13 protein-coding genes are annotated in these 16,052 nt (G+C 23.6%); 5 read left to right on the top strand and 8 right to left on the bottom strand.

What is annotated here, in order from left to right:
- The first annotated feature begins 73 nt into the window (after positions 1-73).
- Positions 74-556, top strand: coding sequence for a hypothetical protein (locus A966_RS05290; protein ID WP_008723315.1), 483 nt, complete (start codon positions 74-76; stop codon positions 554-556).
- Positions 557-1,029: 473 nt separating this feature from the next.
- On the opposite strand, the gene A966_RS05285 is transcribed toward A966_RS05290, so the two are convergent.
- Positions 1,030-2,562, bottom strand: coding sequence for a zinc ribbon domain-containing protein (locus A966_RS05285; protein WP_008723313.1), 1,533 nt, complete (start codon positions 2,560-2,562; stop codon positions 1,030-1,032).
- A gap of 637 nt (positions 2,563-3,199) precedes the next feature.
- Here A966_RS05285 and A966_RS05280 point away from each other — a divergent pair.
- Complete coding sequence (locus A966_RS05280) at positions 3,200-3,781, top strand: hypothetical protein (protein ID WP_008723312.1); 582 nt, start codon at positions 3,200-3,202, stop codon at positions 3,779-3,781.
- A gap of 61 nt (positions 3,782-3,842) precedes the next feature.
- Here the strand turns inward: A966_RS05280 and A966_RS05275 are convergent, their stop codons facing one another.
- The 4 genes from A966_RS05275 to A966_RS05260 form a co-directional block, all read right to left on the bottom strand.
- Entirely contained in the window at positions 3,843-4,475 is a 633-nt protein-coding gene (locus A966_RS05275) for a hypothetical protein (RefSeq protein WP_008723310.1), read from the bottom strand.
- A 21-nt stretch (positions 4,476-4,496) separates the two neighbouring features.
- The gene (locus A966_RS05270; RefSeq protein ID WP_008723308.1) at positions 4,497-5,054 is read right to left on the bottom strand and encodes a hypothetical protein; all 558 of its coding nucleotides are present in this window, start codon (positions 5,052-5,054) and stop codon (positions 4,497-4,499) included.
- Positions 5,055-5,723: 669 nt separating this feature from the next.
- Positions 5,724-6,281 (bottom strand): hypothetical protein, encoded by a 558-nt coding sequence (locus A966_RS05265; protein ID WP_039955564.1) that lies wholly within the window; start codon positions 6,279-6,281, stop codon positions 5,724-5,726.
- A gap of 651 nt (positions 6,282-6,932) precedes the next feature.
- Complete coding sequence (locus tag A966_RS05260; protein WP_008723305.1) at positions 6,933-7,313, bottom strand: PepSY-like domain-containing protein; 381 nt, start codon at positions 7,311-7,313, stop codon at positions 6,933-6,935.
- A gap of 1,291 nt (positions 7,314-8,604) precedes the next feature.
- Between A966_RS05260 and A966_RS05255 the strand changes: the two genes are divergently transcribed.
- Positions 8,605-9,462, top strand: coding sequence for a flagellin N-terminal helical domain-containing protein (locus A966_RS05255; protein WP_008723304.1), 858 nt, complete (start codon positions 8,605-8,607; stop codon positions 9,460-9,462).
- Between the two features lie 1,024 nt (positions 9,463-10,486).
- Here the strand turns inward: A966_RS05255 and A966_RS13770 are convergent.
- Together A966_RS13770 and A966_RS05250 are read right to left on the bottom strand one after the other, a co-directional pair.
- Entirely contained in the window at positions 10,487-10,558 is a 72-nt protein-coding gene (locus A966_RS13770) for a BspA family leucine-rich repeat surface protein (protein WP_081588946.1), read from the bottom strand.
- 461 nt (positions 10,559-11,019) lie between these two features.
- A complete protein-coding gene (locus tag A966_RS05250; protein ID WP_008723303.1) occupies positions 11,020-13,299 on the bottom strand; it encodes a BspA family leucine-rich repeat surface protein in 2,280 nt (759 codons plus the stop codon).
- A 322-nt stretch (positions 13,300-13,621) separates the two neighbouring features.
- On the opposite strand from A966_RS05250, the gene A966_RS05245 reads away from it, so the two are divergent.
- Positions 13,622-14,254, top strand: a complete 633-nt coding sequence (locus A966_RS05245; protein ID WP_008723302.1) for a lactate utilization protein — start codon at positions 13,622-13,624, stop codon at positions 14,252-14,254.
- Positions 14,255-14,790: 536 nt separating this feature from the next.
- On the opposite strand, the gene A966_RS05240 is transcribed toward A966_RS05245, so the two are convergent.
- On the bottom strand, positions 14,791-15,330 hold the full coding sequence (locus A966_RS05240; protein ID WP_008723301.1) for a hypothetical protein: 540 nt from the start codon (positions 15,328-15,330) through the stop codon (positions 14,791-14,793).
- Positions 15,331-15,752: 422 nt separating this feature from the next.
- On the opposite strand from A966_RS05240, the gene A966_RS05235 reads away from it, so the two are divergent.
- The gene (locus A966_RS05235; protein WP_008723300.1) at positions 15,753-16,037 is read left to right on the top strand and encodes a hypothetical protein; all 285 of its coding nucleotides are present in this window, start codon (positions 15,753-15,755) and stop codon (positions 16,035-16,037) included.
- Positions 16,038-16,052 lie beyond the last annotated feature (15 nt).

Here is a 16,052-nt window from a genome sequence, read left to right as displayed (position 1 = left end):
TTTTTTATATTGAAATAAAATAAGTTTTAAATTATAGTATAACTCTATTTAGAAGGCATATTTAGGAAATAAAATGAAATTCTTAAAAAAAATAGATATTATATTAATACTCATTATAATTTCTTACATATTTTATAATGATTTGATAAAAAATAATAATAAAAACTTAGAAAACAATATTCATAAATTAAACTATATAGAAAACAACTACATTATAGAAGATAATTATAATACAGACTCTGATATTAAATATCAAAACATAATCAGTAGAAGAAGAAGATACAGACATGATCTTGACCTTGAAGGGGACAGAGTCTTTATTATGTTCACAGGATCTCTTATTATAGGTTTTTTACTTAGTTTTATATTATTATCAAAAAATAAATTCTATAAAAAAGAATTAATACCTGCCAAAATAATACTCATTTTATCTGTTATAATTACAGGGATAATTATTTTTATAAATTATGAGAATATAAAAAACATATTGGAATATTTATCTTTACCTATAGGCTTTATAGTAGGCTTTATATTGGCAAGATTAATATTTAAATAATATATTTACTTAAATTAAACTTTATTTTCATTCCCGCCCTTTAAGATTTGCAATACTATTTTTCTTAATAAACATTACTTACATTTAAAAGTTACATTTATATTTTTTAACGCCCGCCCAAGTTTTATTTAGAATGATAGATTTACTAACCGCACGGTGAACAAAATTTTATAATTGATAATATTTTGAATTTTAGATATATATTATGTTTAAAACTTAGCCTTGCGTGCGTTTAAATAACTAACAAATTTAAAAAATTGGGGTGGGCAGCTTAAATAACAGGTGATATTAAAAAGAAATATAACACAAAAATTGCAGTTATAATAAAAAGCCTAAAGGGTGGGAAAATGTAATTAAGTTTTAAAACTTATTTTATTCTATCCACCCTTGTTTTTTAAGTTAACTTTATTTAATACAAAGTTAAGTAACATTATAAATCATAAATTTACAATATTAACTTAAGTAATTTTAAATTAATACTCAAAATATTCTTCTATATTATCTATTTCATCCTTACCTAAATATATATTATATAAATCCTGAGCTATATTTCCAACAGGTTCAGGTTTTCCATCTACTTCTAAAGCATGTACACGCCAACCATTTTCTTCATTGTTTATTTTAAACTGTATTATTACATTAAATCCAAATAAATCACCATAAACATTAACATAATTTTTTCCATCATTAGCTACTATTTGTTCCCATTTAGGATTATCTATTGATCCATTTATTAACTCTTCTACGGTTATATTTGGTAAAGAATGAAATGTCGAATTTTTAACTAATTGAATATATTTTCCATCTTGTGCAGCTGCTTTAGGTATTATAAGAAAAGAAATAATGAAAAATGCAATAACTGAACAAGCTGATATTATTAAAATTTTTTTATAATCATAAGGAAATTTATGTATACTTTTAAATTTTTCTAATCTGCTTTCAGTATCTTTTTCAGTTTCAGCAATTTTTACTCTTTTTTTAAATGTTCTATAAAAAGCTCCGCTATTGCTTATTATGTAATTTATAGCAACTCCTATAAAAATTGACTCAAAATAATGAGCTGTTGTACATGCTAAAATGATAAATGCAGCATATATTAATGATGATAAAAAAGCATATCCATACATTCCGTAATAATAATAATCTGCCATTGGTAAAAAACTTCCTAATGAAAAATTAGGTTTTTTAAATAGATATTTAATTATATTTGGTTTAGTATCATAGAATTTAAATAAAGTTGCATAACTGCCTATCTCTCTATTTTTATTATCATCTAATTCTCCTGTTATACCCAAAAATGCTGCAATATATTGTTCATATTCTCCTAAGGCTTTCACATTATTTTTTCCTATATACCTGTATTCTACATTATCTGTTTTATTATATGATGCTTTTTCTATTTCAATGTATTCTTTTTTAGGATATTTTTCTAATTCTTTATTGATTTTATATATAAACAAATTAAGAGTTTTTTTATCATTAGTTAATCCATTTATATATTCACATAAATTTTCATTATAATTTATTGTAATTGAGGTATCTAACAATTCGACTTTATCTATTGCTTTTAAAGGTATTGAAAATTTTTCATTTATAATAGATTTAAAAATTAATCTTTCAGTAAATATAATTCTTTTTGTAGTTAAAATAACAAAAACTTTTTCATTACTAAAAGATTGAACACCTGTAATGAAACTTAATATAATTTCATCTTTATTGATAATTTTTGCTAACTCATTGAATTCTTTATCATCTGTATATATAATAACTACATCAGTATCTGATTTTATATCTTCCACTTGTTTTTTTATTACGTCTATATAATTTTCGTCTTTATTATCTTTTAAATCAATATTATCTGCAACAGCGTACGATGTAGATTTATCAGATATGTCTTCTTTTTCTTGAGCAAGTTTATTTTCTTCAGCACTATTTAATTTTTCCCCACAATTAGTGCAAAATTTTGCTCCTTGATCTATTTTATTTCCGCAATTTGAACAAAACATAATTAATCTCCTTATTTTTTATTTATTATTAACAATTATTTTAGTATAATTGAAATTTGTACATAATATTTTTATGAAATATATATTTTTTACCTTGTAACTAGATATTAATTTATGCAACAACAAAAGAAAATATTTGTTTAGTAATAAAAGTAAATTTGATAATATAAATTTTATAGATAATGAATTAATTACTGTAGACTGTAGACTGTAGACTGTAGACTGTAGACTGTAGACTGTAGACTGTAGACTGTAGACTGTTACAAGATTTTTTCAAAAAAACTAACATAACCATATACTTATGATAATATAATATTTAATTGTTGTCAAGCATTTATAATATTGTAAATTATAATTTAATTTAAAAACTTCATTTTTTAGTTTTATTATTCATGCGGTGAGTATTTTATATAGATATAAAAAATATATTTTTCACTATACATGAGTTATATATATGTTTATTTTTTAATAATGCTTTGGGTGGGTGCTAATAAATGTTAATTAAGCAGTAAAAAAAGAAAAGCAGCAATTTAGAATAAAGTAAAAAATATAGGGGGCGGGGGTTATAGTAAAATTCATTGAAATAAAAATTATTTAAATTTATAATAAATGAAGGATTATCAAAAAGGTAGGTATTATGAAAATTAGTGTATTAGCAGTTATATTAATTATTATTTCTTTTATATTTTATAATGAAATGACAAAACATCATTATAATATATCTAGTATAATAGAAGAAAGTAACAATGAAGAAAATAACATCTATAATGGAAACTATATAGTAAGTGATAATAATGTTATTGTAGAAAATAGTTATGATTTTGATAACAGTATAGAAACTAAGGAAATTAGATACAGACGCTATTTGAATAGAGATAATGAGCCTTATGATGTAGATTTTGGAGAGGCTTCAGAAGATTTATTTTCGAGATTAGTAATAATATTTTTTATAGGATGTGCTATCATAGGCATTTTGGCAGAGATGCTTTTTTTTAAAAATTACTCTTATAAATTTTATCTTATTGCATTTGCTGTAATTCTTATAGTTAGTTTGGCTATTATTTATAAAATACATGGAAACATGGCTATTTTTAATATGAACGGAAGTATTGAAAGCATGATAGAGTTATTAGCTTTCTTTTCTGGCGGTATACTATCATTTATAGCATTGAGAATTAGTAAATACCTTAGGGATAAGGATAAAAATAAGAATGAATAATTTTATAGTGAAACTATTATAAAAATATAAAAAATAACAAAATTAAAATTATTAAAATGCCTTATTTTGGTTTTCTCTTTTCAATTCTTTTAATTATATAAATAATTATAATTGTAGATAAAATGAAAATTAATGATATTATTATATAATCTTTTAATGTAATATCACCTAATAAAACCGAAGCAAAAAGATTGTTGTATCCTAATAATAAGTGAGCAATAGCTTTTTGATTTGATAAAGTTGATTTCAAATCATTAGTATAATTATTTGTAATGTTTTGATTATTGATAGCTGCATCATTTATAGCTGAAGGTGCATTAAAAAATGCTGCATATAAAAGAATAAAGAAAAATATCAAAGCAACAAAAAATGTTTTTTTTATATTGTCATCTTTTATATTAAATAATGCCGTTATAATACCAATTGCTATAAATATATATTCATAAATGTTTTCAATGTATTTTATTATAAAAAATTCTGATACTCCAAAAAATGCTATTACTAATATTATCATTATTCCCAAACCTATACCATCACTATCACCTAAAAAATCATCAAGACTCAAATCTCCTTTAATCAATACTAATATAGAAAACACTATTATAAAAGAGCATAAAAATAATGCAGATATTCTAAATAAATTATTTTCTGGTATATTGATTTTGTATATTAAATTAAAAATTATATCTTTCATAAATATTTTTTATTATCCTTATTAATTCTTGTATTTATAATTTGCAAGTAGTAAACCTAATATAATACCAGCCGCTATACTTAAATATTCTTTGGAAGTTATAATATTATCTTTTAGCATAAAGAAAGCAAATATAGTAATTAAAATCCATAGTAATGGAAGAAAATTAATTATTAACTCCTTCTTATTTTTTAATCCTTCTTTTTTTATTTTACGAATTGCTAAAATACCAAACAGTGCTGATGAAAAGCTAAGAAAAAACATGATTATAACTCTAAAAAATAAACTCTCTGGGATCCATTCAAATCTCCCGTAATGAAGTCGTCTAGGATATAGAGAATGTATAACTAAATTAAGTAAATTATATTTTTTATTTTCATTAGTAAAATCATATTTTTTAGAATATTTATCAATCATTTCTGATTTATTATTTACTACATCATACTTATTTAATATTTTAGGGGCATTAATTATAAACAATATCAATCCTATCATTATTGCCATAGTAGGTACAATAACAAGAATAGCTCTTATATAAATATTTTCTTCTCTGTCTTTTATTTCTTTTCTTTTTCTCATAATAACTTTATTATTTTTTTATTCTATAATCGTTTGTATTTATGAATATATTTTTATTAAAATATAATGATTAAGAAAAACAATACTTTTTTATTTATGATAATATAGACTTTTATAATAGAAAATAAAACTGTATTGTGCAAATTAATAAATGCCTATAATTGAATTTAGAAGCATTTTACTTTTTTCATAATCCTATTATCATTTTATTATATATGCTTTTTTTGTCAATAGAGCAGACTTGTTTCAAAACTAAATTGACAAACCTAAAAATTTTTAGTATATACATAAACAATTATAATTAGTCAAATTAAAATATTTGCAGGGCTTTGCCTACGAAGTACACATTCGTGCCAAACCCCACTTCTTTTGTGACGCTGTCCGCCTTCGGTGTGCCACATACGAAGTACGCCTTCGGCGAGAAGCAAAAAGGCTATATTTTAGGTTAAATTTAATAATTTATCCTACATATAAAATATAATTAGTATTATTTTTAGGCTTGCACTTTCACGAAGCGTATCCGAGCTTGTCGAGGATATAAGGTTCTTTTGACGAAGTCCGCCTCGCTCTGCGTGCCGTAGGCAGGTGTGCGGCGGAAAAAAGAACAATAAAAAAATTATAAAGTTAAAAATTTTCAATATATATTTTTTATAATACTAATAAATTTAATTAAGAAATTTTCCTAATTATAATATATGCTATAAAACCGAAAATCACTCCGCTGAAAGCTAAATATTCTCTATTACTTTCCATTTTTATTACTATTACTATTAAAAGAAATAGAATTCCAACCAAAGTAGCTAACCCTATTAATGTTGATACTATAGTCTCTCTAATATCTTCTTTTATTTTTATCTCTTCATTATAATATTTTTGGGCTATAATTGCGGTAATTGCAAGCGATAATATATAAGTCATTGCATATACAAGCAATACTCTCACACCAACAATATTCAAATCCGCTTTTGATCCGCTATATTTAGATGATGAAGTCCCTTTTAATAATAATAATGTTATTATTTTTTGAAGTGTTTCTTCTTTGTCAAAATTGTCTGCATTAGTTTGTTTTTTATTATTATCTATTATTTCTTTTTTTTCTTGTATATTTTTATCAGCCATAGCAAAAATTGTTATTGCAGTAGTAGGTATAATTAAAGACAAGAATAGATATAGTATAAAAACTATTACATTATCTTTGCTATCATTTTTTTTAATTTTCATTTTTATTTAAGTACTCTTTTATTAAAATTATTTTATCATATATAGTTTTTCAATTCTAATGTACATGGTTTTTTTGTCAATACGGTATATATGTTTATTCAATTATGCACGGTGTGAAGATTATTATACATAATAAAAATTATCATTTAAAATAATTAGATATTTCTAATTTTATTATTCGTGCGGTAAATATATTTTTAAACTTAAATGAATCTAGGGTGGGTGCTGTAATAACAGTTTGAAACTAAAAAGAAAAATAATATAAAAATAACTAATAAATATAAAAAGCCTAGAGGGTGGGAATATTTAATTTCAGTTTTTAAAATTTTATTTAAACTTTTTGGATAATTATAAATCCCAGATTTAATTTTGAATTTACTTACAAATTTTGTATACAATTTAAATTGAGTTTATAGTTAATGAAAATATATAATCTTATACTTGTATTAAAATTAATAAAATAAAAATGCAATCACTTAAAATAAAAGCGATTGCATTTTATTTACTTTTTTTCATATATCTTCTTAGTTTTTTATTATTTTATTATATAATAGTTTTTTGTCAATACCCTATATACCTTTATTTTTATTTTTTTAATAAAAGCCTCGAATATATTCAAGGCTTTATTCATATTTAGGAGATACAAAATTATTAAAGTCATGCCATTATTAATTGTCCGTTATTTCTTATGCATATTTCCAAAGAATTAGTCAATCTTATTTTATAGAATTCTATTCTTTTGCTCACTTCAAAAATATAAGCATTATTATATTTTTTCATTATGTTTTTTATTTTGCCGGCTATATTTTTTGGAAGTATATTTTCAGATAATTTATCATCACTGCTTATATAATTCCAAGCTCCGTTTTTGTCAAAATTTATATAAATTCCATTGCTTAATTTTATTTCATATTGTTCTTTTCTTATGTCAATATAAACTATTTTAGCTTTGCTGTAATTAGAAGCAATAAATCTTCTAATATTTTCAGGTAATTTGCTAGGTGTAATTTTAATAAAAAGGTTTAAGCTGTTAGTCATAATGTATCTCCTTATGTTTAGTATTGTAAAATCTCTTTACATTTATAATTATAGCAGAATGTAAAAATTAAGCAATATTTATTTACAAATAATTTACAATAAATTTACAAAACATATAGATATTTATTAGTTATTAATACATATAATACATAAATGAGTTATATATAACAAATTAATGTAAAATATATTTATAAATATTGAGAATTAGCTATAAATATAGGATTTCACTATGAAAATTAGAAATAAATTGGAAATTTTGATTAAAATCTGTAATTTGTTATAAAACAAAATAAAAAATTTTACTTACATACCCACCCTTTATATTTTTCAATTCATTAAGAAAATGATATTTAACTTTTCTTAAATGCTTGTATAGAATTTATAATTCCCCGCCCAAGTGCTATTTAAATTTGTTATCTACTAAACGCACGGTGAATGAAATTTTATACATTATTTGAATTATGATTATTAATTGATTTATATTTTAAGTTCTGCTATGCGTGCGTTTGAATAATTTTTAAATCTAAGTATATTAGGGTGGGAATTAAAAAGTCTAATTTTAGTAATAAAAAAATAAAAGATAAGAGTTTCAGATTTAACTTATAAAGCTAGAGGGTGGGCAAGTGTAATTAAATTTAAGAAATTATTTACATACCCGCCTTTTATATTTTTTAATTAGTTTAGAAAATTATATTTGAATTTTCCTAAATGCTTAATTAGAAGTTTAAGCACCCGCCCAATTGCTATTTAAATTTGTAATCCCTAAATGCATAGGTTTGTAATGTGATTAAATTTTAAAATTATTAAAAAAATTAATAAAACTGCTAAAGATAAAAAAATATTTACAGTTTAAAATATAGAAAATATATATTATTTTTTATAAATTTGATGATTATATTTGATATTTTTCAATATGAATTAAGATGATTTTAAATAAATTTGTATTTTATGTACAAAATGTATCGTATAATGATTATTTTTAATTTTTTTTAGAAAAAAAGGAAAAAAGTGCTAAACCAAATTAAACTTTATGCCGAAGCGTCCGAAAATTATTGTATAGCAAAATGAGAGTTCAAGTATTTGGCGGTCTCGAACTCCCTATTTGCTTAGTTGATACCATATAATTTATTAAGAATATATTTTGGCGTAATATATTCTTACTATAGGATTTAATGGTATTTTGGCAACTTCATATAGTCATTTAGATTGTCGGAATACCTTAAATTCTCTTTAATATTTTTTGCCAATTAGGCACGGATGCCTTTTTGAATAAATATCATGGAGGATGACGATGATCATCAATAATAACATTAGTGCTATAAATGCACAGCGTACATTAAAATTCAGAAATGTAGACCTTTCTAAAGACATGGCTGCTTTATCTTCTGGATTAAGAATCAACAGAGCTGGAGATGATGCTTCAGGACTTGCAGTATCTGAAAAAATGAGAACACAAATCCGCGGTTTGCGTCAGGCTGAAAGAAACACTCAAGACGGTATATCTTTCATTCAAACTACTGAAGGATATCTTCAAGAGAGCCAAGACATCTTACAAAGAATTCGTGAATTAGCTGTACAATCTGCTAACGGTATCTATACTGATGCTGACAGAATGCTTATTCAAGTTGAAGTTTCTCAATTAGTTGATGAAGTTAATCGTATTGCTAGCCAAGCTCAGTTCAATACTCTTAACATGTTAACTGGAAGATTTGCTAACCCTAATGAAGGCGGTTCTCCTGTTGCTTCTATGTGGTTTCATATGGGTGCCAACATGGATGAAAGAAGAAGAGTTTATATAGGAACTATGACAGCTGCTGCTTTAGGCTTACAAACTGCTGAAGGTACTGGTATTTCTATTTCTTCTATAGACAAAGCTAACAGTGCTATAGGTATAGTTGATGAAGCTTTAATGAAAGTTTCTAAACAAAGATCTAACTTAGGTGCTTATCAAAACAGATTAGAGCTTACTGCTCAAGGTTTGATGATCGCTTATGAAAACACTGCAGCTTCTGAAAGCAGAATCAGAGATACTGATATGGCTGAAACTTCTGTTAAATTTGCTAAAGACCAAATTTTAAGTCAGACTAACTTGGCTATGTTGGCTCAAGCTAACACTATGACTCAAGGTGTTTTACGTTTGGTACAATGATTTAGTTCATTTATAGCAGACTAATTAAAAATAGCTGGTCTCATTTTTATAATGGGACTGGCTATTTTTTATTTTTAAAGTTTTAATTACAAGCCCACCCCCTTAAAATTATATGTTTTCATTTTTTATTATAACTTCATTAATATTTAAAAGTTGTAATTATTAAATACACACCCACCCAAGTTTTTTATAAATTTATTGTTCCCATTACCCGCACGTTTAAGCAAATTTTTAATATTAATTATATTTGTTCTTTAATTTTATTTATATTTTATTAATTTTTCCATGCGTGCGGGTAAAAAGACTGTAATATTTAAATAAATCTAGGGTGGGTGCTTTAAATAACAGATGAAGTTATAAGTATATTAAAAAATAAAAATGTCTAAATAAGATAATGAACTTATGTGGCGGGGAGTTAGAATAAATATTTTTCTTAAAGTAATTAAATTAAAGTAAAAGTTGTTTCAGTATAAATTAATTTTATACTAAGAATGAGTATTATTTTTAATTGCTGAGTTATCAAACACATCTCTCATATGATTAGGATCTGCTTGGATACATTTAAACTATTTATATTATTATTAAAATTTTAGTATTATCAAACATACTATTAAGAACTTTTAATGTATTTTAGCTTTTTTATACCATCAAATTTTTTCTTATGCTTCCCAAAAATAAATAGCTCATATCTTTTATTAAACTTGTATCAATGCTTCAAAATTAATGATTTCATCTTTCACTAATTTTTGCAATTCTTCTATTGTTTGAGGTTTGTACTTCATAATTATATGTCATAATTGCTTTTATGTTATTTTATATTTTTTTTTAATATTTTCAATTTTCAAATTTTTATTATTATAGAATTTGTCTTTTTGCAACTTTTTTGGCAAAAAAAGTTGAATAAAAAAATTTATAAACTTAAGAATTTTCATTATAAATTAATCTTTATACCAAGAAGGCATATTATTTTGCATACCTGAATATATAAACATAGTTTTCATATTTTTTACTTTAGAAACATATCCTACATATCAGTAACATTAGAAGTATTCCAGCTATTTATATTATGATTAAAGTTAACAGCTACCCAAAACATACCTCCGTTTTAGTAACATTTGAAGTATCCCAAGTTTCAATTCTATCAAAATTTTTTAATTTAGAATCTCTAAAAACTTCGCTCATATTTGTTATTATTAAAGAAGTATCTATTTTATTAGACTTGTTTCAAAACTAAATTTATAAATTTTTAATTTAATATTTTTAAATTATAGTTGGGGCTTTGCCTACGAAGTACACTGCGTTGCCACACCCCCACTTCTTTTGCCGTCCGCTCTGCGTGCCGTAGGCAAGGCACCTACTCGGTGGTGTCCCATACGAAGTACGCCTCGCTGTGCGTGCCTTCGGCAGGCAAGAATCAAAAAGACTGCATATTTATATACTAAAATAATAATATATATAATATGTAAAATATTATTTTGATAATTTATAAATTATCAAAATTTTATATATAATCTTATCAAATACTTTTGAAACAAGTTTATTATAAATAAAATAATTTTACATAGTTCTTAAATATTCAAGCATTAAAATACAACCAAACATAAATCTATCAACTAAATCTTTATTATTTTCTGATATATTTAATATTTTTAATACTATTTCTATCATATCTCCAAAGTCAGCATTATCTCTGCTAATACCATTTGTTGATATGTCTAATGCTAAACCGCTTACTTTCTCTTCAAATTTATATCCATCTATTGTGTAATAATCTTCATAATATTCATTAAAAGGATATTTATTAACAAAATTTTTTAACTTAGATAATTTATATTCACCATTATATGAATAAAATTCTTTTTCTAAATCATCAATAACTCTTAATTGATTAATAGGCTGAACAATCTCATAATCTGATAATTGTTTTTTCCATTTCTCTATAATATCATTATCCATTTCTTTAATGTATGCTAAACTAATAGAATTATTTTCATTGATTTTTACTTCATTATCATTATAATCGGTAAAACTTCCATCAGTTAAATATCTGAATGTTGTTAAAAATAAATTATTTTCATCATATAAGTTCCAAATCAATTTAACAGCATACCCATTAAAAAAATAATTATCTATATAAACAGATTTCCAAAAATTATAAGAATATTTTCTTCCATTCATTAAAAGATATATCATTTTATCTCTTTGGCTTTTTACAATATTTTTTATCTCTTTTTTAATAAAAGTTATTTCTGATTTTAACTCTTTAGAAAAAGTTTTAGGTGCTGTTTTTAATTCTTTATTATTATGCATAATATGAAGCTCCATATTATCATCAATAAAAAGTTTATATTCTTTATCTTCAGCATATACTATTCTCTCGCCATTCTTATCAAGATTAAAATCAGGAACTAGTAAATCATCTAATTCATATCTTTCAAGTTTCATTCTATTGGATATAGTTTCAAGTGCTAATTCGGCTGCATTTTTTATGCTTTCTATTTTTGATTTTAAAGATGTATCGCAAAGTAATTTTAATGCATATTTATTTTTATTTAAAGCTAAAATATAAACATAGTATGAACGCGGATAAAATTCTTTTTTTAAACTTTTTACATAATCTTCTACTATTTTACCATCTCCATATATACCGCAAATAATTCTTGAAGCTAATTTACTTCTGCCACTTAAAAATATTTCATAAGATGCATTTATAAAACTTTCTATATCAAGCAAATTAATAATATCATCAATAATTTCTAATCTTACAACATTATCTTTGACTTTTAAATAACTTCCGTAAATAAATCTAATCATCTTTAAACTTATTTTTGTTTTTCTGTCTTTAGTAAAGATAGTATATTTATCATCTATAAATTTTATGCTTTTATCAAATGACTTATCATAATTATTATTAACATATTCTTCTGCCTCTTCAATATTTTGAAAATGTGCATTATTATTATCAACTGCATCTTTTTCATCTTTAAGTTCATTTTCAAAATCTTTTTCTAATCTTGAAACAAAAGAAATAATTTTTTTATTAATTGAATTTTTTAAAGTCTTATGCCACAATTTAACATCTACTTTTTGTAAATTTTCATCTTCATAATATTTGTCATAAAATAAATAGCATAATAAATTAATAGGTTCTTTTTTAGAATATATTTCATCAAGCATTTCTTCTGGTAATATATACTCAATATCTTCTTTTATATTATCAAAATTCCATTTATAAGGAATTATTTTAAAACTATTAGCACGATTAAGTATAAAACTAATTCTTTTTACCTTGCTTATATCCCAATTATTTAAATCCTGATTAAAAGATGAAGCATTGGCAAACATAAAGCTCATATATTTTATGCTCTTTATATTCCAATTACTTATATTTTGATTAAATCTTGTACATCCATTAAACATAGAATTCATATTTGTTACTTTTGAAACATTCCAATTACTAATGTCTTGATTAAAAGATTTGCATTCTTGAAACATATTGTTCATACTGCCAACATTAGAAGTGTCCCAATTATTTAAAGGCTGATTAAAGTTAGAACAGCTCTCAAACATTCTTGACATATCTTTAACTTTATTGGTATTCCAGCTATTTAGAGGCTGATTAAATTCTTTGCATCCTTTAAACATACTGCTCATATTTTCAACATTAGATACGTCCCAAGTCTCTATACCTGAGAAATCTTCTCTTTCACTATTTCTAAATAATTCGCTCATATCGGTTATTAAACTTGTATCAATGTTTCCAAGATTAATTTTTTCATCTTCTACTAATTTTTTTAATTCTTCTTTAGTTTTTGGCTTAAATTGTTTTTCTGACATAATAACCTCCCACACTTCAAAGCAATCTAAATAAAATATTTGTTAATGTGAAAAATAAAATTTATAACAAAAAATATTGTTTACAGAAAAGACAGTAATATTACATACTATAAAAAAAGAAATGTAAATACATACATCATTCTTTATATTTGATTATTCTAAAATTTGTTTGTATAGTTTTTATTAAATTTATAATTTTTATCTATGTAAGATATATTGTCAGAGCTGCAAATATAGTAAGCATTAAAGCTAAAATGATATTGAAAAAAATATAAGTTGTATTTATACTAGTTTAATAAATATAATAAATGAAGGATTTTTTATGACAGTTCAGGAAGAATATTTTCAAAGATTATCTTTAGTTTTAAAAGAAAAGTTTAATAAAAAAGGCTTTGCTTTTGACAGTTTCAGTAATAAGGAAGAGGCAAAAAAGTTTGTATTATCTCTTATAAAAGAAAATGATACTATAACATTTGGTGGAAGCACATCAGTTAATCAAATGGGTATATTAGAAGATTTGAAAGGCTATAAGAATTTTGTTGACAGAAACAATAAGGAATTAAAAGCAGAAGCAGAGATAAAAGCATTCAGCAGTGATGTTTATTTATGTTCTGCTAATGCTGTAACAAAAAATGGTGATATAGTATCTACAGACGGAGGAGGAAACAGAGTTGCTGCTACTATTTACGGACCTAAAAAAGTATTTTTAATTGTTGGAAGAAATAAAGTTTGTAATACTGTTGAAGATGCTGTAAAAAGAGTAAGAAACATTGCCGCTGGAGAGAATTCTGTAAGATTTAAAGTAGATAATCCTTGCTGCACAGGCAATATGATATGCGATGAGGAAAACTGCGATATAGAAAATAGATTATGTGCATATACTATTATAGTTAATAAATGCCATATAAAAGAAAGAATACATATAATATTTATAGATGAGGAATTAGGATTCTAATTTTTATTTAAGAAAGTTTTATATCTATATTAATTATATTTATAACTTAATAATAATTTTAGTATCTGTCCGAGAGTTAATTAAATTTAGAATTTATTTAACGCACGGTGAACTAAACGAAAAATATAATAAAAATTTGAATATTAAATAGGCTATATTTTTTTACTTTCTTCTGCGTGCGGTGAATAGTTAGTAAATTTAAAAAAATTGGGTGGGCAACTAGAATGACTATCGAGATTTAAAATAAAAATAGTTTATAAAAATCGAAAAAGATTGAAAGCCTATAGGGTGGGATTTCAAATAAGTTTTTAAAAAATTAATTACACACCCCACCCTTTAATATTTAGAGCCTTATTTTAAATTTTAATATTAATTATCTTTATAAGCTAGCACCCACCCAAGTGTTTATTAAATTTAAAATTTATTTAACGCACGGTGAACTAAACAAAAAATATAATAAAAATTTGAATATTAAATAGGCTGTATTTTTTAACTTTCTTCTGCGTGCGTTGTAAATGTAAAATTTCTAGTATATATTATTTTAATATTTGACTTTTGTATTTATCAAATAAAGTTCCTGAGAAATCAGTTTTTTGTATTGCCTCTTTTAACCCTGTAACATCAATAGTATATCCCTGAGCATCAGTATTAGGTTTTATTGATAAAGTTTTGCTGTTTATTAATTTATTTAGAAATTCAATAACTTCTTTTTCCTGTATTATTCCGAAAGCAGGTGAGATTGTATATAATATATCAAAATTATCACTTGAAGACCTCATAAAAGGCTCTACAGATTTATAAGGAGAATTATTAAAACTATATTCTACTATAGGAGTATTTTCATCTATTTTATCTTTATACCAATTTATACTTACACTAAGCTGATTATTTCTAGCAGCTATATATACCTCCAAACTATTATTATTTTTTATAGTCATTGTAACAGTTTTTGTATCAGTATTGTTATAGCTTATTCTTCTTATTTTCCAATTATTATAATGTGTAGTTACAGCAGCAGAGAATGCTTGCATTGATATTATTAATAATGTTATAAATAGAAGTAAAATTTTATTCATGTATATTTTTGTTCTCCTGTATTTATCTATATATTATGTTTACTTTATTATAATTCTCGTTAATTTTTTGTAAAGTATTAGAAATAAAAAATATCAATTTTTTTATTATTGCTAGCGATAAACTCGCTAAAATATAGCTGACAACTTCCTTTGTCAGTTATCAGCTGCTCGTTTATCGCTTTAAAAACTTATATCATAACTAATATTTAATTTTTATGTTTGGCTTTCTAGTATTTAAAAATTATTATTTTTTATTATTGCTAATGAAAATTATTATTTATTCATATAAAATTATACAAACATGATTATTTTTATACTAAACATTTATTTCAATCATACGATAAGTTTTAACTGCATTTTCTAAATAAATTCATTGCAATTTTTTTACTATATTTTATAATTTAACTATGGGGTATAAATTAATGCTTGAAAAAGTAAAAGATTTTTATAAAACAAAAAAGATCTTATTTTTTATAATTCTATTTATTTGGTTATTATTAACAATATTATCAGGAATATTAATAGGCTCTTGTTCTAAACCTAAAGTTATACCATTAACACCAGAAGAAGAAAACTCAAAAGCTATTAATATTCTTAAAGAAGATGAAGAAAAAATTATAAAAGGTGAAATGCTCTCTACAAAAGACAATCTAAGTTTTGAAGATTTAGAATACTCAAGAAATTTTGTAGAAAGCCGAAAAAAATAACACTAACTTTTAGGA

Source organism: Brachyspira hampsonii 30446 (assembly GCF_000316195.1).
Classification (GTDB): domain Bacteria; phylum Spirochaetota; class Brachyspiria; order Brachyspirales; family Brachyspiraceae; genus Brachyspira; species Brachyspira hampsonii_C.
The sequence above is the reverse complement of the archived record's forward strand: the minus strand, read 5'-3'. Positions and strand labels throughout refer to the sequence as shown.

Excerpts from the sequence above, each read along its gene's own strand:
- A966_RS05280 (WP_008723312.1), top strand. The coding sequence starts at position 3,200 with ATGAAAATTAGTGTATTAGCAGTTATATTAATTATTATTTCTTTTATA.
- A966_RS05255 (WP_008723304.1), top strand. The coding sequence starts at position 8,605 with ATGATCATCAATAATAACATTAGTGCTATAAATGCACAGCGTACATTA.
- A966_RS05245 (WP_008723302.1), top strand. The coding sequence starts at position 13,622 with ATGACAGTTCAGGAAGAATATTTTCAAAGATTATCTTTAGTTTTAAAA.
- A966_RS05250 (WP_008723303.1), bottom strand. The coding sequence starts at position 13,299 with ATGTCAGAAAAACAATTTAAGCCAAAAACTAAAGAAGAATTAAAAAAA.
- A966_RS05240 (WP_008723301.1), bottom strand. The coding sequence starts at position 15,330 with ATGAATAAAATTTTACTTCTATTTATAACATTATTAATAATATCAATG.
- A966_RS05290 (WP_008723315.1), top strand. The coding sequence starts at position 74 with ATGAAATTCTTAAAAAAAATAGATATTATATTAATACTCATTATAATT.
- A966_RS05260 (WP_008723305.1), bottom strand. The coding sequence starts at position 7,313 with ATGACTAACAGCTTAAACCTTTTTATTAAAATTACACCTAGCAAATTA.
- A966_RS05235 (WP_008723300.1), top strand. The coding sequence starts at position 15,753 with ATGCTTGAAAAAGTAAAAGATTTTTATAAAACAAAAAAGATCTTATTT.
- A966_RS05285 (WP_008723313.1), bottom strand. The coding sequence starts at position 2,562 with ATGTTTTGTTCAAATTGCGGAAATAAAATAGATCAAGGAGCAAAATTT.
- A966_RS05270 (WP_008723308.1), bottom strand. The coding sequence starts at position 5,054 with ATGAGAAAAAGAAAAGAAATAAAAGACAGAGAAGAAAATATTTATATA.
- A966_RS05275 (WP_008723310.1), bottom strand. The coding sequence starts at position 4,475 with ATGAAAGATATAATTTTTAATTTAATATACAAAATCAATATACCAGAA.